Origin of the sequence: Acetobacter okinawensis, from assembly GCF_002153655.1 — a bacterium.
Classification (GTDB): domain Bacteria; phylum Pseudomonadota; class Alphaproteobacteria; order Acetobacterales; family Acetobacteraceae; genus Acetobacter; species Acetobacter okinawensis_A.
The window spans coordinates 79339-97406 of sequence record NZ_JOPJ01000050.1 but is presented as its reverse complement, the minus strand read 5'-3'; the positions used below and the strand labels follow the sequence as shown (position 1 = coordinate 97406).

Annotated in this window: 21 protein-coding genes and 3 tRNA genes; 4 read left to right on the top strand and 20 right to left on the bottom strand. The window is 55.3% G+C overall.

The window, feature by feature from the left end; all coding sequences use genetic code 11:
- Positions 1-2 precede the first annotated feature (2 nt).
- From HK26_RS12335 to mnmE, 8 genes are all read right to left on the bottom strand, one after another.
- The gene (locus tag HK26_RS12335) at positions 3-419 is read right to left on the bottom strand and encodes a DUF4186 domain-containing protein (RefSeq protein WP_086640040.1); all 417 of its coding nucleotides are present in this window, start codon (positions 417-419) and stop codon (positions 3-5) included.
- 8 nt (positions 420-427) lie between these two features.
- Positions 428-880, bottom strand: a complete 453-nt coding sequence (locus tag HK26_RS12330; protein ID WP_180539566.1) for an Ivy family c-type lysozyme inhibitor — start codon at positions 878-880, stop codon at positions 428-430.
- Positions 881-1137: 257 nt separating this feature from the next.
- Positions 1138-1213 (bottom strand) — tRNA-Lys (locus tag HK26_RS12325).
- 67 nt (positions 1214-1280) lie between these two features.
- A complete protein-coding gene (locus tag HK26_RS12320) occupies positions 1281-2192 on the bottom strand; it encodes a ParB/RepB/Spo0J family partition protein (protein WP_086640038.1) in 912 nt (303 codons plus the stop codon).
- Positions 2189-2980 carry a ParA family protein gene (locus HK26_RS12315; RefSeq protein ID WP_086640037.1) on the bottom strand — a complete coding sequence of 264 codons (792 nt, stop codon included), beginning with the start codon at positions 2978-2980 and terminating at the stop codon, positions 2189-2191. The genes HK26_RS12320 and HK26_RS12315 overlap by 4 nt, the downstream gene beginning before the upstream one ends.
- Positions 2967-3563, bottom strand: a complete 597-nt coding sequence (gene rsmG / locus HK26_RS12310) for a 16S rRNA (guanine(527)-N(7))-methyltransferase RsmG (protein ID WP_086640036.1) — start codon at positions 3561-3563, stop codon at positions 2967-2969. Before rsmG ends, HK26_RS12315 begins: the two co-directional genes overlap by 14 nt.
- Positions 3553-5433: a tRNA uridine-5-carboxymethylaminomethyl(34) synthesis enzyme MnmG gene (mnmG, locus tag HK26_RS12305; RefSeq protein WP_086640035.1), complete on the bottom strand. Its 1881-nt coding sequence runs from the start codon at positions 5431-5433 to the stop codon at positions 3553-3555. The genes rsmG and mnmG overlap by 11 nt, the downstream gene beginning before the upstream one ends.
- A gap of 24 nt (positions 5434-5457) precedes the next feature.
- Positions 5458-6777, bottom strand: coding sequence for a tRNA uridine-5-carboxymethylaminomethyl(34) synthesis GTPase MnmE (mnmE, locus tag HK26_RS12300; RefSeq protein ID WP_086640034.1), 1320 nt, complete (start codon positions 6775-6777; stop codon positions 5458-5460).
- 179 nt (positions 6778-6956) lie between these two features.
- Between mnmE and HK26_RS12295 the strand changes: the two genes are divergently transcribed.
- Positions 6957-7433, top strand: a complete 477-nt coding sequence (locus HK26_RS12295) for a methylated-DNA--[protein]-cysteine S-methyltransferase (RefSeq protein WP_086640073.1) — start codon at positions 6957-6959, stop codon at positions 7431-7433.
- A gap of 314 nt (positions 7434-7747) precedes the next feature.
- On the opposite strand, the gene HK26_RS12290 is transcribed toward HK26_RS12295, so the two are convergent.
- The gene (locus tag HK26_RS12290) at positions 7748-8011 is read right to left on the bottom strand and encodes a hypothetical protein (protein WP_180539564.1); all 264 of its coding nucleotides are present in this window, start codon (positions 8009-8011) and stop codon (positions 7748-7750) included.
- 344 nt (positions 8012-8355) lie between these two features.
- Here HK26_RS12290 and HK26_RS12285 point away from each other — a divergent pair, with 344 nt between their 5' ends.
- The gene (locus HK26_RS12285) at positions 8356-8802 is read left to right on the top strand and encodes a hypothetical protein (RefSeq protein WP_086640033.1); all 447 of its coding nucleotides are present in this window, start codon (positions 8356-8358) and stop codon (positions 8800-8802) included.
- Positions 8803-9037: 235 nt separating this feature from the next.
- On the opposite strand, the gene HK26_RS12280 is transcribed toward HK26_RS12285, so the two are convergent.
- The 5 genes from HK26_RS12280 to hemE all read right to left on the bottom strand — a co-directional run bounded on the left by HK26_RS12280 (position 9038) and on the right by hemE (position 12204).
- Positions 9038-9114, bottom strand: a tRNA-Pro gene (locus tag HK26_RS12280).
- 70 nt (positions 9115-9184) lie between these two features.
- The gene (locus tag HK26_RS12275; protein WP_086640032.1) at positions 9185-9769 is read right to left on the bottom strand and encodes an LOG family protein; all 585 of its coding nucleotides are present in this window, start codon (positions 9767-9769) and stop codon (positions 9185-9187) included.
- A gap of 211 nt (positions 9770-9980) precedes the next feature.
- The gene (gene hemJ / locus HK26_RS12270) at positions 9981-10433 is read right to left on the bottom strand and encodes a protoporphyrinogen oxidase HemJ (protein WP_086640031.1); all 453 of its coding nucleotides are present in this window, start codon (positions 10431-10433) and stop codon (positions 9981-9983) included.
- Positions 10433-11125, bottom strand: coding sequence for an HAD family hydrolase (locus HK26_RS12265; protein ID WP_086640030.1), 693 nt, complete (start codon positions 11123-11125; stop codon positions 10433-10435). Before HK26_RS12265 ends, hemJ begins: the two co-directional genes overlap by 1 nt.
- Positions 11125-12204, bottom strand: a complete 1080-nt coding sequence (gene hemE / locus HK26_RS12260) for a uroporphyrinogen decarboxylase (RefSeq protein WP_086640029.1) — start codon at positions 12202-12204, stop codon at positions 11125-11127. Before hemE ends, HK26_RS12265 begins: the two co-directional genes overlap by 1 nt.
- Positions 12205-12572: 368 nt before the next feature.
- Here hemE and HK26_RS12255 point away from each other — a divergent pair, with 368 nt between their 5' ends.
- Together HK26_RS12255 and HK26_RS12250 are read left to right on the top strand one after the other, a co-directional pair.
- On the top strand, positions 12573-13205 hold the full coding sequence (locus HK26_RS12255; protein ID WP_180539562.1) for a Maf family protein: 633 nt from the start codon (positions 12573-12575) through the stop codon (positions 13203-13205).
- 98 nt (positions 13206-13303) lie between these two features.
- Positions 13304-13379 (top strand) — tRNA-Ala (locus tag HK26_RS12250).
- Between the two features lie 102 nt (positions 13380-13481).
- Here the strand turns inward: HK26_RS12250 and HK26_RS12245 are convergent.
- The 6 genes from HK26_RS12245 to HK26_RS12220 form a co-directional block, all read right to left on the bottom strand.
- On the bottom strand, positions 13482-14468 hold the full coding sequence (locus tag HK26_RS12245; protein ID WP_086640027.1) for a baseplate hub protein: 987 nt from the start codon (positions 14466-14468) through the stop codon (positions 13482-13484).
- A 174-nt stretch (positions 14469-14642) separates the two neighbouring features.
- A complete protein-coding gene (locus tag HK26_RS12240) occupies positions 14643-15173 on the bottom strand; it encodes a hypothetical protein (RefSeq protein ID WP_086640026.1) in 531 nt (176 codons plus the stop codon).
- A 1-nt stretch (position 15174) separates the two neighbouring features.
- A complete protein-coding gene (locus HK26_RS12235) occupies positions 15175-15909 on the bottom strand; it encodes an AAA family ATPase (RefSeq protein ID WP_086640025.1) in 735 nt (244 codons plus the stop codon).
- 12 nt (positions 15910-15921) lie between these two features.
- Positions 15922-16245, bottom strand: a complete 324-nt coding sequence (locus tag HK26_RS12230; protein ID WP_086640024.1) for a hypothetical protein — start codon at positions 16243-16245, stop codon at positions 15922-15924.
- Positions 16233-17687 (bottom strand): terminase large subunit domain-containing protein, encoded by a 1455-nt coding sequence (locus HK26_RS12225; protein WP_086640023.1) that lies wholly within the window; start codon positions 17685-17687, stop codon positions 16233-16235. The genes HK26_RS12230 and HK26_RS12225 overlap by 13 nt, the downstream gene beginning before the upstream one ends.
- Positions 17684-18037, bottom strand: a complete 354-nt coding sequence (locus HK26_RS12220; RefSeq protein ID WP_086640022.1) for a hypothetical protein — start codon at positions 18035-18037, stop codon at positions 17684-17686. Before HK26_RS12220 ends, HK26_RS12225 begins: the two co-directional genes overlap by 4 nt.
- Positions 18038-18068: the final 31 nt, after the last annotated feature.

The following is an 18068-nucleotide window of genomic DNA, read 5'->3' as shown; positions in this document are numbered from 1 at the left end:
CCTTAACGGGCTGCGCGCGCCATCTCTTTTTCCAGCCACTGTGCCAGCACGCTAAGGATATAAGTCTGTTCATCCGCGCTCAGGCGGCGGCCAGAAGGGAGCGCGTGCCATTTGGCCAGACAGGAGCGGCAGCATGTACCCGTCGCATGTTGCGCCACAAATATGGGGTGGCCCTTCCAGGGTGTCTGCCGTCCATCCTTAAGGGGTGAAGCCGGGGCCAGACGGCGGGCAATAAAATCCTGCCCGTGCTCCAGAACAAGGGGCAGACCTTTTTCAAGCAGATATGCCATATCCTGCGCGTTCAGGTGGAACCGCTGCCTAAATGCAGAGCGGGCCAGCCTGTCCCATAACGCCACGGGCACAGTAGCCCGTGGCGCGGCCACCTGCCGCGCAAAAAGATCGCCCTGAAAACCCGTCATGCCTTACTTTATGGGGAGGCTGGACCTTTTTTACCAGTCTGCGCAGCATGACGGTCAGGACGATCAGGGTTGTTGACATTATACGCGGACTGAAGCGCATCCAGTACAGGGGCAGAGGGCTCACCCAACGGCATCTGATACAGGGTGCCATTGGTCACAACGGACAGCAACCCCCACGCCTTATGCCCATCCGGGGTAAACAGCACTTCCATCTGATAAGCCGCGCAATCATGGGGTTTGCACAGATGCCCCAGCAGATAGGGCTTGCCACCAATGCTGGTTTTTTCCACCGGAACCGAGGTTGCTTTGAGCTCAGACACCCACGCGGGCAGTGTGCTCATGGCATGGTAGGCCGGAGCATATTCCGGTTTGGCTGCAAATTCTGCTGTTACAGGCAAATCTGCTGCCAGTGCAGGTGTTGCCAGACCAAGAGCGGACAGCAAAAGGAGGGAAAAACGCATGCTCACACCTCGTGGGCTCTGATTGCCAGAAGAACAGCCCCGAGCCTGCGGCTGCCCCGGATAATGCACCATCCTATAACCGGATCATGAACAAACAAGGGCAACGCACAACATGCCACCATGCGCCTATAGAGCAGAAGAGCCACGATTATGCGTCCACAAGGAAACAACACAGAAAGATAGATTTTTTAAGGAAATATAGACCCCGGCCAGAATGTAACCGGAGCCTGAAAACCACCAAAAGCTAAGGAAAAGCTTGGTGGGTGCACAAGGACTCGAACCTTGGACCCGCTGATTAAGAGTCAGCTGCTCTACCAACTGAGCTATGCACCCTTACAGCCTGTTTGGCTGAAGTGGGGGTCTTTTACCACCCCTTTTAAACAAGCACAAGCCTGAAAATTCAGGATTTTAACAAAGCCAGAACCGTGTCCAACTGATCAAGGCTTTTATAGTGGATTTCCAGCGAGCCGCCTTTGCGCCCATCAAAATTGACGGCAACTTTAAGCCCCAGCTTGCTGGCCAAATCCCGCTCAAGAGCCGCGATTTCCGGATTTCTTGCTTTTTTCTCTTTGACCACCGGAGCGTTACCCTGCTGCTCCAGTGCTTTTTGCACCAATGCCTCTGTCTGCCGCACGGACAAACCTTTAGCAATCACTTCCGCAGCAGCGGCAACAGCATCGGGGTGCGGGAGCAGGGCTCTGGCATGGCCAGCAGAGAGAGCACCCTTTTTAAGGGCGCCCAGCACGCCAGCAGGCAGTTTGAGCAGACGCAGCGTGTTGGCAACATGCGGGCGGGATTTGCCAATGGCTTTGGCAAGGTCTTCCTGCGTCAGGCTGTAATCATCCATCAGGCGATTAAAGCCCTCAGCCTCTTCCACCGGGTTAAGGTCTGCGCGCTGGAGGTTTTCCACCAGAGCAGCGGCCATGGCATCGGCTTCGCTCAGGTCACGCACATGCACGGGCACTTCGTGGCACTGGGCAAGCTGTGCTGCGCGCCACCGCCGCTCGCCTGCAACAATCTGGTACTGACCCTTTTTATCCGGGTCCGGGCGTACCAGAATGGGCTGCAATATGCCGCGTTCACGGATGGATGCTGCCAGTTCCTCCAGAGCAGCAGGTTCCATATCCTGCCTTGGCTGGAATGGCCCGGCGACCAGCGCTTCAACTGGAAGAACGCTCACGGCACCCCCTTTTTGTTCAGATTTGCCGCTTTGCCCACTGGGGGATGCCCCTGCGGGTTCGCCCAGCAATGCGGCAAGCCCCCGCCCCAGTTTGGGGCGGGCTGCGGGTTTGCTCCGTGGTGGCGCGCTCATGCCGTTCTCCTCATAATTTCGGCGGCAAGCGCCTGGTAGGCAGTCGCCCCGGTTGCACGGGGGTCATATGTCATGACCGGCAAACCATGGCTTTGTGCCTCGGAAATACGAATATTACGGGGAATAATGGTTTCAAGCACATCATCACCAAAAAAACTGCGGGCATCTGCCGCAACCAGTTCGGACAGATTGTTGCGCTTGTCATACATGGTCAGCACAATACCAGCCACCTTTAGGGTGGGGTTCATATCCTTGGTCACATGACCAATTGTTTTGACCAGATGCCCCAGCCCTTCAAGCGCAAAGAACTCGCACTGCAATGGGGCCAGAACACCATGTGCCGCCACCAGCGCGTTCAGGGTCAGCAGGCCAAGGCTGGGAGGGCAGTCGATGATGATGTAGTCCGTCTGCCCGGCCAGTGGCTCCAGCGCCTCGCGCAGCCTGTACTCGCGCCCCTGCGTTTCCACCAGTTCAATTTCAGCCCCTACCAGCTCCGTATTGGCTGCAATAACGGACAGGTTGTCGATCTCGGTGGGTTGCAGCAGGTCCTGTGCGGATTTTTCGTGCATGAGCAGCGTATACGCTCCGCCCTTTCTGGCATCGTAGCTGACACCCACCCCGGTAGAGGCATTGCCCTGCGGGTCCAGGTCCAGCAGCACAACACGAGCGCCATCGGCTGCCAGAGCTGCGGCCAGATTAATGGCGGTCGTTGTTTTGCCGACCCCACCCTTCTGGTTTGCTACTGCAAGGATGCAGCAGCTTTTGCTGTTTTTGTTAGCCTTCTGCACGATTAAAATTACTCACTTCCAGAATAACACCATCAGGGCTTGTTTTGCTTGGCCATGACCGGACATCAAACCGCCATGTCCGTGCGGCTTCCTCAATTTCCTGCTCGGCCTGCCGTCCTTTTAAAAACAGGCCAACACCGTCAGGCTCCAGCAAGGGACGCGCCCATTCCAGCAACTTCTCCAATGGGGCGAGCGCTCTGGCGGTAACAACCGGCGCGGGCGCCACCTCTGCACGGTCCAGCCTGCAGGGCAGAACACTCAGACGCGCCCCGGTTACTCTGGCCGCTTCGCGCAGAAACGCGGATTTACGCTGATCAGATTCGATCAGCACACCCGGAATATCTGCGGCAATCCCGACAACAATACCGGGAAAACCACCACCCGACCCCATATCAACAAATTGCCTGCGCCCTTTTATCAAAGGTACAAGCTGTAGACTATCCAGAATGTGCCTCTCCCACAGGTTATCCATATCTTTGGGGGAGACCAGATTGATCCGCTCGTTCCATTTGCGGAGCAGGGCCATATAGGCCTGCAGGCGCTCTTCTGTTTCACGTGAAACATGATCACTTTCAATCAGCATGGACACGCTCCTGACCTTTGCGCAAATACGCCAGCAGAGTCATGAGAGCAGAAGGCGTTATTCCGGGAATTCTCTGTGCTGCACTAAAGCTTTCCGGCTGAGCCTGTTCCAGCCTCTCCCTCATTTCCGCGCTGAGCCCACCTATGCTGGCAAAATCCATTTTTGCGGGGAAGCGGATTTCCGTCTCGGCTTCAAGCTGCTTGATTTCCCTGTTCTGTCGGGTCAGGTAGCCACTATAACGGGCCTGCGTGGTCACATACTGCCGCACACGCTCCGGCACGGCCAGAAACCATGGCGCCACCTGCTCTACAACGCTCTTATCTGCACCATAGCCCAGAACCTCCAGCAACGTCCGCCGCCTGCCATCCTGGGCAACCTTCATCCCCATACTGGCAAGCTGCTGTGGCTGCCAGCCCTCTGCTCCAGCACGCTCGGTTGCGGCATCAATTTCTGCCAGATCCCGCTCAAAAATGGCCTGACGAGGTGCTCCAACACACCCCCATTCCACACCCAGCCGGGTCAGGCGCATGTCGGCATTATCGGCCCGTAGAGTCAGCCTGTATTCCGCGCGCGATGTGAACATGCGGTACGGCTCGCTCACGCCCTGCGTTGTCAGGTCATCCACCATGACACCAATATACGCTTTACCCCGGTCCAGACTCACAGAGGGTAATCCACCAGCGCGTCGGGCAGCATTGACCCCGGCCAGCAGGCCCTGTGCTCCGGCCTCCTCATACCCTGTTGTCCCGTTAATCTGCCCGGCAAGGAACAGGCCGGGGCACTGGCGCAGTTCCAACCCGGTTGTCAGCTCCCGCGGGTCAACATAATCGTACTCCACAGCATAACCATACTGCGCGATCACTGCATGTTCGAGACCGGGGATAGAGCGGATCATGGCGTCCTGCACATGAGCGGGCAGGCTGGTGGAAATACCATTGGGGTACACCAGATGCCCGCCTTCATGCTCGGGTAGCGCCTCGGGTTCCAGAAAAATCTGGTGGCTGGTTTTATCTGCAAACCGCACGACCTTGTCTTCGATGGAGGGGCAATAGCGCGGCCCCCGACCGGAAATACCTCCCCCATACACGGCCGAAAGATGCAGGTGCTCGCGGATAATGTCGTGCGTTGCCGGTGTGGTCGCGGTGATACCACAGACCATCTGCGGGTTGGTAATGGCCTGCGTCATGCGGCTGAAGGGTTCAGGCACAACGTCCCCCCTGTCCTCCGCCAAAGCGCTCCAGTTTATGCTCTTGCGCTCAAGCCGGGCCGGTGTCCCGGTTTTGAGCCGCCCCATGCGCAGGGCCATGCTGCGCAGGCGTTGCGCCAGTGCAATAGCGGGCTGCTCCCCAATACGTCCGGCCGGTTTTGACGTGTGGCCAATATGGATGACCCCATCAAGGAATGTGCCGGTTGTCAGCACAACAGCCCCGGCCTGCCATTGCCTGCCATCCTCGCAGACGACGCCACTGACCTGCCCATTGCTCTGGCACAGCAGGTCGGCAACGGCCCCCTCCACAATATCCAGCCCCGGCGTCTGGGCCAGCAGGTCCTGAATGGCCTGCCGGTATAACATGCGGTCTGCCTGTGCGCGTGGCCCCTGCACCGCTGGCCCCTTGGAGCGGTTGAGCAGTTTGAAGTGAATGCCCGCCTGATCTGCCGCACGGCCCATAAGCCCATCCAGCGCATCGATCTCACGCACCAGATGCCCCTTGCCAATACCACCAATGGCCGGGTTGCAGGACATGGCGCCAACCGTCTTTTTATTATGTGTGAGCAGGAGCGTTCTGGCACCGCAGCGCGCGGCGGCGGCGGCGGCCTCGCACCCCGCATGGCCACCGCCAACGACAATCACATTATAAGACACCGTCATACCCATAAACCCTGCATCACACCTTTATTTACCAATACAGAACTGCCCGAAAATAGCGTCCAGCAGTTCTTCCACCCCGACGTGCCCGGTCAAGCGCCCCAAGGCCCGCATGGCCAGCCGCAGCTCCTCACCCCGCACTTCCGGCCAGTCCTGCTCAAGCGCTCTTTGCAGGCTGTTGCACGCATCCTGCACGCCGGCACTATGGCGCGCACGGGTCAGCAACGGCATGCCGGTAGAAGACGCCGTGAGTGCCTGCACCTTGTGCTCCAGAATCTGGCGCAGTGCATCCAGCCCCTGAGAGTTTTTCAGGCTGACCGGAATAACCGCCACCCCCTCTACCTCGGCTGGAAGAGAGGCCAAGTCAAGCTTGTTCCCGACCAGAAGAGCACCGGGGAAAACACTTTGCGGCACCTGCGTTGCGGCAAACATCTGCACCACACAGTCTGCCTGTTTCACGTGAAACAATGCGCGCTTTACCCCCTCGGCCTCAATCGCATCCTCGGTGTCACGCAGGCCGGCCGTATCTACGAATGTGACCTTGATCCCGGCCAGACTCCCTACAATCTCCAGCGCATCCCGCGTTGTCCCCGCAATGGGGGAAACAATGGCGGCATCACGTTCGGCCAGCCAGTTTAACAGGCTGGATTTGCCCGCATTGGGGGGGCCAGCAATGGCAAAAACCACACCCCGGCGGATACGTTCCCCCCGCTTGCCATCCTGAATATGGCGTTGCATCTGCTCCACAAGCTGGGCAATACCCGCGCGGATTTCGGCCTCCACTTCGGGGGGAATATCCTCATCCGGGAAGTCGATCAACGCTTCCTGGAATGCCAGAAGTTTTTTAAGCTGCTCGGCCCACCCCGCATAAACGCGGCTTAATGCACCATCTGCCTGCGCCAGAGCCTGCTTACGCTGGCTTTCGGTTTCGGCCGCCACAAGGTCTGCCACCCCTTCGGCCTCGACCAGATCCATCCGGTTGTTGGTAAAGGCCCTGCGCGTAAACTCGCCCGGTTCTGCTGGGCGTGCGCCTCCCAGAACAAGAGCGTGGGCAACAGCCTGAATAACGGCAGGCCCAGCGTGGAGGTGCAGTTCAAACCCGTCTTCCCCCGTGTAGCTTTTGGGCCCGGGGAACCATAGAACAAGGGCTTCGTCCAGCAAGGTATCCTGCACATCGGCCTGTTGCCACACACGCCGCAAAACGGCCTTGCGCGGGGGAGGCAGCGGGCCACAGAGTTTTGCCAGCAGGTCCGCACTGCCTTTGCCGCTCACGCGCATCACAGCAATGGCCGCACGCTCCACCCCTGTAGAAAGAGCAAAAATAATGTCTTCCCCCTGATACCCCACTGCGGTCTGTTCCTTACTGTTTTGCGTGATGCACCAAAGTGTTTTAATGCAGTTTTGTCAGCAAACGTAGATTTAAAAGATGATAAAAGCAGACATATGGGTCACGCGCTCTTCCCTGACGTGTGCTCCCCCGCCTGTTCCGTGCCGACCGGCTGCCCTACCTCCTGAAAGTGGACAACATGCCCCAGCTTTCCCTGCACTCTCCTCTAGGACCGCTTACCCTGTCTGAAGAGGATGGAAAAATTATTTCTCTCGATTGGGGCTGGGGGCGGGACCAGACCGAAACACCCCTGCTCACGCAGGCGCGTGACTGGCTGGACCAGTGGTTTGATGACCCGACCGCGCAAGGCGCATTCCCTTTTCCGCTGGAACCTTATGGTACAGCTTACCAGAAAAAGATATGGGCCTTTTTACAAGGCATTCCCACAGGGACAACCACCACATACGGCGAACTGGCACAAAAAGTGGGCGGGAGCCCCCAGTCCGTAGGGCAGGCTGTGGGGCGTAACCCCATTCCCATTCTTATCCCCTGCCACCGTGTGCTCGCCCGCAACGGCATAGGGGGCTATTCCGGCGATGGCGGCGTGGACGATAAAATATGGCTGCTTGAGCTCGAAGGTGTGCAGCTTTCCCCACAACAGCCACAGGAGCGCTGACACAACTCTTTACGATCAGTCGCCAGCGCCTGTCCGTTATCGTTTATCGCAGTTTTGCGTCAGGTTATTGTAAAAATAGCCTGTTTTACAATTAAACATCGCGGTTCCATCGCTTCCCTGCATCGTCTGCGGTGGTGGTTCCTCATACGATGTGGCCGGATATTGCCCATAATTCGGGCTGGCGTAATAGGATGGCGGGGCGTAATTGCTCTGCCCTTCCCCCTGCTGTGCTGCAGGCCCCTCGGGCACAGGGGGTGGCGGTGGGGCCGAAGTATACTGCGGCGGATACGACCCGGAATAGCTTTGTGCGTATGTCACGCCGCCATAGGCATAAGGCATGGACCACCCCCAGCCCCAACCGGCCCAATAGGGATTCCAGTAGGAATTCCCCCAATACGGTCCCCACCCGCCATAGCCGCCGTAACCCCCATAAGCATACGGGTAGCCCCAGCCATAACCACCTCCCCAGCCCCAGTGGCCACCACCCCAACCGCCGGGGCCGCCACCATGCCAGCCTCCACCGGGGCCTCCAAAGTGACCACCACCCCACGGGCCACCGCCAAAATGACCGCCACCATGCTGGGCATGAGCAGGATGAAAAGAAAGCGTTGTGCCAGCAGCCAACAACATGGCCCACACAGCTTTTTTTATCTGGCTTGTCTGCATTATCTTAAGGTCCTCGCTCTTGCCTGTTGGTTAGCAGACAGGAAAATCATGGTCTAAAAATGGGTATGCTGGGCCGCGCTGTCCAGCATGGACTGGATCACTTTATCCAGTGCCGCAAGGCGGCTGGGTTTGCACGATTTACCTTGCATATTGTGAATACCTGATATACCATTTAAACAATGGAGAAAGCGAGGTGCACCCACCACACCGTTCCGCTTTTGCCCCCTAACAAGCCCAAAATTAGGAGGCCGGACACATGGCATGGAAAAAAGCAACATTTGTCTCTCTCTGGCTCGCAGCCCTGAGCCTTGCGATCTGCTCCACTTTTATTTTTGTGACGTGCGGACTCAAATTTTCGGTCTTCCATGCAGGGCTCGCCGTGCATTGGCAGGATTTTACCGACAATTCCGCCCTCTCCCGTTTTCTGTGGCAGTCCCTGCCTGAATCCGAGCAATGGTCGGACTATGCCCTGTCGCTCCCCGGGCTGGTTGCCAGTGCGGCTTTTATTTCCAGCATTGTTCTGGGCACGTTTGCCGCCTTGCAGTTTGAGGAACTCAATCAGGGTATCCAAAAAGACCGACAGGCCGATATGCGGCGTTGGGAAAGTCTTCTGGTCGGGCAGGTGCATGACGCACACGCAGGTCTTTTTGCCGCCAATACCGCAATGGATACCCCGTATCATACGGTTGCCAAACAAGCCTGAGCGTTAAAAGCGCGGTATCATTTTACCAATACCCCTCACGCGCCTTTAATGGACGTGAGGGTTTTTTTTATTCGTCTCTGGGTATGAGGCTAAAGCATAGAGTTGGCTGAGTAACAGCCAAAGGCTCTTATGGCAGCCGCAATGCGGACCAGAATTATCTGGTTGCTGGACCATGCAGTGTTCATTGAGAATAAACACTGCGGGCATTATTTTAAATAATCAGGAAAAAAAGCCATGGTCGGAGTGAGAGGATTCGAACCTCCGGCCCCTGCGTCCCGAACACAGTGCTCTACCAGGCTGAGCTACACTCCGTAATGGCTGAATGCGCTATACATCTCTCTCGTCATATAAGCAAGAGAGGAAATGCATAAGTCCCTTTTCCCTACAGGGCAGACACCGGCAGATCATTCACCTGATCGGCCAGTATGGAGCACTCCAGAGCCGCCAGAACATCGGGGACAACCCGGATAAGGGCCCGTGCCTCGGCAGAGGCAAACCCCTGACTGACAGCCACATCCAACATGGCAATCATGGCATCTGCCCAGCCATCCACGTTAATCACCAGAATAGGTTTTTTGTGCTGGCCAAGCTGCTTCCACGTCAGGATTTCCATTGTCTCATCAAAAGTGCCAAATCCACCGGGAAGAATCCAGAATGCATCGGCCCTTGCAAACATGATCTGCTTACGCACATGCATGGAATCCGTAACAATCAGTTCGGACACCTGATCGTGCATACGTTCACGCGTTTTTAAAAATTCAGGAATAACCCCCGTAACGACCCCACCGGATTTGATAACGGAGTCTGCAACAACCCCCATCAGCCCATTGGCGCCTCCACCGTAAATCAGGCGGATTTTCTTTTCAGCCAATGTTTTACCGACCTCTTCGGCCACCTGATGGTAAACAGGTTTATCCCCCATGCGGGAGCCACAAAACACAGCAACGGAATGTGCGGTTAAGGACATATAACGTCTTCTCCCTGATGTTCTGATTTTTGTAAATTTCAGCAATTCAAACATATGGGTAAAAAATAATCCATATTTTACCGCTTTTTTTATAACCTGCACATGAGATTACAATGATTTCCGTAAAAGGCAAATATGTGCCACAGACCTGAGAAATTATTACTGATCTGTGACACAAAAATAAAAACTCTTAATTGTATTCATACTTTTTTTAAAATGGCCTGACGACAACCATAATCACAATAACCATCATCAGAACAGTCGGCACTTCATTGGCTATTCTATAAAATTTTTCGGAATGCTGGTTATTATCCTGTGCAAACCCTCTGTACCACCGGCCACAAAACCCCTGAAACGCAAACATAAGCACAACCGACAGCAATTTAAGGTGCCACCAGCCAGCGCCCCAGTCGACCGAACCTGGTGTTAAAACCAGCAAAGTCCCAAACAGCAGGCTGGAACACATGGCAGGCACCATAATTGCCTTGATCAGCCGACGTTCCATAATTTTAAATCGTGCGCTTTCCGCCGAGCCCACCGTAACCTGACAGTGATAAACAAAGAGCCTTGGCAAATAAAACAGCCCCGCCATCCACGCCATGACAGACATGATGTGAAAAGCAACAAACCACCGGACCCACGGAAGCAGCACGTCAAAAACCATTAGGGTGTGACCTTGACCAGTTTGGAAACAATATCTGAAAATTCAGAAAGGTTATTGATTTTTTCTATACCTTTCCAATCAGGTATTGGCTTGTCCGCTGCGCGGAGCATAACGCAGGCCATCCCGGCCTCAACAGCAGCTCTTGCTCCGGGATCACTGTCTTCAAGCACCACACATTCGCAGGGAAGAACGCCCTCAGCCTCTGCGGCTTTAAGGTACACATCGGGGCGGGGCTTAGGCACCCCCATATCCCGCGCAGAATGGATACGCCCGTCAAAATAAGGAGAAAGACTGGTTTTTTCAAATTTTACATCCATTTCCTCGCAGGAGGAATTGGATGCAACCCTTACGGGAATACCAAGCTTTTGCACACAATCGAGCATGGCATGCACACCTGCAACAGGTTCGACCCCCTCTTTCATAGCAGCGACAAAGCGTTGCTGCATTGCCGGCTCCCACTGCGGGCCAAGTATTTTGCCCGCGTTCTGCTCAATCATGGGCTGGATGGTCGCCAAAGACATGCCAGAAAACGTGTTTACAGCCAGATGGTCCGGTACGTTCCACCCAGCCTCCCGCGCCGCCTGTGCACACAGGCGGCAACAGGTTTCCTCGCTATCAACCAGCACACCATCACAGTCAAAAATGACCAGCTTGAGTGGTCCGCGAAAAACCTGTGAGAGGGCTTGGGTCATCAGGCTGTTTCCCGCACGGTCCGCACAAGGTCAGCCACATGTTCAACAGGCGTCTGCGGCAGAACACCATGCCCAAGGTTAAACACATGTGCACGGCCACGGCCCGCTTCACGCACATGCAGGGCTTCACGCCGCATAGCCTCACCCCCTGCCAGAACGGCTACCGGGTCCAGATTCCCCTGCAGGCCCAGTGTCTGCGGCACCATATTGCGCACGGCAGCCATGTCTGCCCCAGTATCCAGGGCAAGAACATCAACCCCCGTATCACGCGCATATTCCGCAGCCATCACCCCGGCCAGACGGGGGAAGCCTACAACCCGCACATGCGGATAACGGGCTTTGATTGTCTGCACAATCTGCCGGCTGGGCTGGATGACAAGACGACGGAACTCTGAAGGAGGCAAAAGCCCGGCCCATGAATCAAACAGCATAACGGCTTCAGCCCCAGCTTCGATCTGGGCGCACAGATAGGTTGCCGTTGTCTCGGTCAGCAGGGCCATAAGCCTGTCAAAAAGAGCTGGTTCAGAAAAAGCCATGTTCCGCGTTATGGAAAACTCACGCGACCCACGACCTTCCACCATGTAACAGGCCACGGTAAAGGGAGCTCCGGTAAAGCCGAGCAACGTGGTTGCCCCCGGCTTGGCCGCACCAATGCTCTGTGGCCCATCTACAGCCTTGCGCAGGCGCGTAAGGGTTTCAAGCACAGGGGCTGTTGCTTCGGCGATCCTTGCAGGATCAAGGGCTTTCAGGTCCTGTTCGGAGCGAATGGCACCCAGAACAGGGCCAGTACCTTCCACAAACTCCAAAGACTGACCCATAGCCCAAGGCAGGATCAGAATATCAGAGAACAGGATTGCCCCATCCATGCCAAAGCGGCGGATAGGCTGTAAGGTCAACTCGGTTGCAATGTCCGGGGTCATGCAACGGGTCAAAAAATCTGCCTGTGCCCGCATGGCGCGGAATTCAGGCAAAAACCTGCCAGCCTGTCTCATCAACCACATCGGGGGGGGCCATAGTGCCTCTCCGTTCAGAGTTCTGAGCAGACGTTTGGCGGGGGGAATATGTGTTTGCGTTGTCATGAGCAGAAGTCCTGCACGTCTTTGTCCGCGCTGTCCACGCCCCTCTTCCTATAAAAAAAGAAAGAAAAAGGTTTGATGAGATATGAGGGTACTGTTGATAACGGGGTACCCGGCATTCCAAAAATGTACCCCATGTTTCCCACAGTGTGTACAGTTTCAAGACCCTTGCAAAATAAAGGGTTTTTGAGGTTATCCAGAAAACATTCCAAGACCCCTGTGTACAACTCACCGGTTCACGGAAGTTGCATGTTGTGCCCGGTACTCGGTACGGCCATGTTCTGAACTCCGTACAATCCACATGTACCCCGGTACTCAGGATAGTACTCACAGCCCCATTTTTAACCAGTACCTGAAAGAGACTCGCTTCCGTGACCGATTTAGTACTAATGCCGACTCTAATACAGAACAGAGCAGACAAACTGCTTTTGGCCAGTGGTTCTGCTGCCAGACGGCGCATTCTGGAAAATGCGGGACTGGTCTTTGATGTTGAAGCCTCCTCGGTGGATGAGACCTCTCTCAAGCAGATGGGCCAGCAGCAGAACTGGTCAGCCGATACCGTAGCCCTCCGTCTTGCAGAGACAAAAGCACAGTCGGTTCAAAAGCCGGATACAATTGTAATCGGGGCAGACCAGATGCTCAGTTGCGAAGGGGTATGGTACGACAAACCGGAGGGGCTGGAGGGAGCACGCCAGCAACTGCTCCAGCTCAGGGGTAAAACGCATAGCCTGCATACCGCTGTGGTCCTGTGTTTTAACGGGCAGATACTCTGGCGCCATGTGAGCAGGCCCAGACTGACCATGCGCATGTTCTCTCCTGAGTTTGTGGAGCACTATTTAAGTCTGGAAGGGGCAGCCTGTCTTGGCTCAGTCGGGTCTTACCGGCTGGAAGGTCCGGGCATACAATTGTTTGCAGCCATGGAAGGCGATGCCTTTGCCATTCAGGGTTTGCCGCTTCTCCCCCTTATTGCAGCCTTGAGAGAGCTGAAAGTGCTGCAAGATTGAAAATTAGGGGTTGTCAGCGTTTTGAGGAGGTTGTAAGAGGCTCCACACACACAGCGCAGCTGTTGCAAACAGCACGTGCAAGTGTGTGACAGAACAGTGGGGCCATAGCTCAGTTGGGAGAGCGCTTGAATGGCATTCAAGAGGTCGGCGGTTCGATTCCGCTTGGCTCCACCAGTTCTTCTTCCTAAGCCTCTGAAAAATAAATGTTTTTGTGAGAGCTTGGAAGCCGTACCCCTCTTAAAACCCCCCTTACGATAGCGCTTATTTAGTCTGTGATTACCCAAATTTGAGGTTTGTTGGGTTGTCCCCGCGCGTTGCTCCTACAAAGGTTGTCCACTGGCCGTCCGGCACTTCTGATTCCAGATTGTGTTCGATGATGTATGGCAACCAGATACCATTGGCCGGGGATGTCTGGGCTGGCACCTGCCCATTCTGGTTATTAACCCACCCAGCCGGGGCGTAATCGCTCTTAAGGCGAAGAGGAGAGTTGTATCGAATTTTTGGGTTGAACAGGCACTCGAACAGGACGCCCGCGTCACTGTAGGCCGGGTAGCCGATAAGACCGCTTTTTGCGCTGATATAGGGCATATCAACCCCTTCATCATCGGCTTTATAAGCGTAATCATGCGGCCAAATATGAAGAGTCTTCTGATCTTCATCCAAATGGAAAACCGCCTTTACCGACATGCAAAGACGCTCTAAGGCGCTTCTTGGGTCTCCGTAACCGTAGTAACGTGGGAAGACGGCTTTGACGCCGTGGTTTAGGAGCGTCCATCCCATCGCGTTACAAATGGCGGAGGCAATAGTTTGAAATGCCGCAGGGCCATTGAATGATATGGGCTGCATAGCCGTAACGGCTGATAGACACAGGTTATTGGCTTCGACTTGAAAGGCCACATTTGGTGCGCCAGTAAAATCCACGAACGCAGCGGTAACGTATCCGGAAAAGATCACTGACTTAGGAGATGTATCGTCTCCAGCAAGCAGAGTAATTTTGTTAGCATTTTGCCATGTCATCCGCGCGCGGATGACAGACATTCGGTTCATTTTGCTTAATGTCATCCCCTCGATACGCAGAGAAAGAGACGACCCAGCGGCCATGCCTGCATTCGTGATATGAGCGCGCACCCGGTACCCTGACAGCATCAGGTTATCCTTGCCATCGGGCCCAAACCCTCCAGTCACAAGGTCAAACTTCACATCAAGTTTGCGCTGGTGGAGGCGTCTCTCTGAACGATGGCCTGTAGCAATGGTTTCAGACATTTTTTATCTCCTTTGGAGATAGAGTGTTTCCCATGACTCGAGCTCTCAAGGCCTCAAACCGGGCGATTCGTGCTGGTGTGGGCTTCTGCTTCCGCCATTTTTGGAAGCCTTTTTTCGACGCTGGAGCGCCTACGTGTCTGGAATTCCTGAACGATTGATGATGACGCATTTTTTTCATCCCAATTTCCGGGGAGTCGTGACACCGAAGCGTGTCACCATGTCTGCAGCGGAAGAGGATTGAGCACGTCTCTGGCTCATGAAGCCCTCAAAAACAGATCGAGCCGCATCATCAGCAATATGGGAGGCATCGTGGCCAAGAGCTGTTAAGCCCAGCCGGTAAGCATCGGCCGCACTGTCACATGCCATGGTGTCCACACCCGTTGCCCAGGCAACTCTCTGGCGAGCGTAGTTGTCAGCGCGTAAGCCGCACCGAACGCGGAGTGCTGCATCCGCAGCAAGCGGGTTGCCTTGGTCATCTGTTCCAAAAATGATTTTTCGGACGCGCTCCATTTCATCAAGGGGGAGGCGGCTGTTGAGGAAATCGATCAGATCCACGGTGCGCATGGCAACTTCGGTGTCATCCGGCCCCGCATTATCATAACGCGCTTGTAGCTCATCAAGCATGTCGGCTACCTCTCCCCATGCATCGGGAGGCAAGCGCTCCTGGAGGAATCCGGTCAGCCGTTCGACTTGGGACTTCTTCATCTCATGCCCCTCCCATCAGCTTGCGGAGTGGGCCCTTTTTAGGGGGGCTTACGTCATCCCCTGGCAACGGGAATGATGCATCCTTATCCAACCCAGCCACAGCAGCCTGCCATGCAGGAGAAATGCTCTTTCCAGCTTTCTCGGATAGGATCGCCCATGCGGTTTGTGGTGTCGTCGCCAGCCCCTTGCCAAGATTGGCTGGCTGCAAGGCAAGTGTTTCATAAATCCCATGGGGTAAATGGCCACACCCAACGAGGTAGGTAATCTGGCTGATGCGCTCGATAATCTGCTCTTCGAGTGCTTTTGCTTCTTCGATGAGATGGTTGACCTCTGGGCTGTTTTTAATGACGTCATCAAATGCACGGCGTGTAGCCATTGTAGCCAGCCCTAGGCGGCTATCAATTTGCTTCCGCCGGTCCGCCAATTCTTTCTGAGCTTCCAATGCCGCTTCAAGCTCATCTTCCACTGATGCCATATTGGCACGAAGCTGCCGCATGGAAGGTTGGTCAGTTTGTGCTTCTCCCATGGCTTCATGCACCAGGTTGGAAACACTTTCCTGTTTTGCCTCTTCAAATGCAGCTTCTGCACTACGAAGATTTTTTCGTAACTCTGAAATACACGAAGCAATTTTTTCCTGTGCGGCCTGAATTCCAAAAAACTCAGCCCTCAGTGCATTACGTTTTTTAATTGCGGCGTCCAGTTCCTGCCGAAGAGTATTTTCGGATAGTGGTGTCATTTCATTAGAACCTTACAGCTTGCGGGGAGCGTTGACGCCAGACAGAATGCTGTCTTCATCGGGTGTTGCATCGGTTGCGATGCTCATAGTGTCGGAAGATGAGTTGCTAGTGGTATTGAGCAGCATCCGGACCATGGCCTGCATTCCGGAAATATTGGCAGATCCCGGCGCAATTCCGTTTTGCTTAAGGGCGTGGCTGTAAATTTCAATGGCGCTGTCCATGCCAGCAATGTTTCCGACCAGAGGGGCGACCATCTGTCGGGCTGTTTCGGCTTCTTGCAGCCGGATACGTTCTCGTTTGATGGCCCGGTCAATGGCCTGTTCTATCTTGCCCATACTGAAAAGCTTTCCCTTTTGCCTTGTTCGGCGATTTTTTGAACCATTGCTGGTGTGAATTTTGGCATCCGGCGTGCGCTTTGCATGAGGAGAACCCCCGCAACCGCGTTGGCCACGTCATCATGGCCACCGGGGGCATGGTCGATATTATCCTTACCGCTGCGTCCGGTCCGTCTCTCAAGTCCGCAAAGCTGGCGTGAAAGCACTGGAATATCGAGAAGCTCTGCTTTTCCTGAATTCAGAAGGGGCAGCAGATCCCGGTAGAGGTCAGACCGAGGTTTGTCGGACAGGTTGTAGGCGATACCATGCTTGCGGAACTGCTCTCGCGGCCATTCACCGCCGTAGCGATCCCCCGTGACGCTGCTTAAACCATAAGATTTCAGAACACTTGCAAAATCTGACACAGTGGCTTCTGGACTGAATGGTGCCTTGCGTTCACGCACCAGATCCAGAACGGCACAGTCGTTTTCATGGTGAGCAATGGCTAATGTCATGCTGTCGGATGACCCGCCAGAAGGATCAACAAACGCCACGTAACGCACCCGACTGTCACGAGGTAGCTCATGCCGTCCCTGCACTGTGCAGGCTTCCACCACTTCGGGTGCGACGAACGAGGCTATGTCGCTACGGAACTCAGCCCCGTATTCCGCAGCCGCAGCGGCGGGGTCTTCCTCGTAGGCGTCCCGCTCTTCCTGCTCGTCAAATTCGGGGTTCATGTCCCGTGTGGCGGCTTTCCACACGAGCGTATTAGCGCCTTTCTGCCCATAATAGCGCTTGAAGGTCTTCCATAATACGCCACGGCGGGCATAGGGACTGGAGGCCAGAAGCAGCATGGAACCCGGTATGGTTGCGAGGCCGGGGCGTAGTGCCCTTAGAATTTCCTCATCCGGATTTGCGCTGCTGTCGTCACGCCAGAAGGCAATTTCATCGCAAAGGACGGCTGCGTATGTGTACCCACGCGTGGCACGGAAGCTGGCGGTGCCGATCTCGATCACCACACGGCGGCCTGCCATCTCTATGATTTCGTCAGTCTCGCGCGTGACTTCCTCTTCCATCTCTGGAACCAAGGAAATCAGTCCGCGTACATAACGGAAGATGGTACGGGCCTGTTTCCGATCTGCTGCAATGATGCCGACTGTTGCCACCTCGCCCGCAGAGAGAAAAGGGCGATAATCCTTCAATGTAGCCAGACAGGTACCCAGCAAGGCCAGAACACGGCTTTTCCCGGCCCGGCGACCACAGATAAGAGCTGCACGACGGAATGTTTCTAGGGGTAAATCAGTCCGGCCTGTGTGGGTGGCGCATATGGCTTTCTGCTCATCCGTCATTGCCTCGCCAAGAAGGGCAGCAAGGAAGGCTTCCCACGCGGTCCATGTCGGGTTGCCGAACTCTGCCCCAAAAAGGAAAGGGTCGTGCATGGCCTGCAGAACGGTCAAGCTCATGTCCGCTCCCTCCGTTCAGCCAGAAGAGCGTCCATGCCACGTGTTGGGGCAGGTGCTTTGTCCAGCCCCAGAGACCGCATGGTGCGGGTAAGGGTGTTTGCCCATGCCAGATACTGCCGTGAGTCCCGTTCGGCAGGTGCACCACCTTCGAGCATATGGCTGTCCATCAGGCCCATGTGCAGCGTAAGCCAAGCCGCCCGGTCGATCAGAACAAGCTGTGTGATTGAGGGGTTACCGCCTAGGTGTTCGACCAGTGCAGAACGTACGTTTTTAAGAAGCCGCGCTTCTTTGCACCTTCCGTCCAGTTTATTGAGACTATCTGGTCTCGAGTAGGGGCCTATCTTTTTCATACCCCGTTTATATCAGGGGTATTTTACGTCA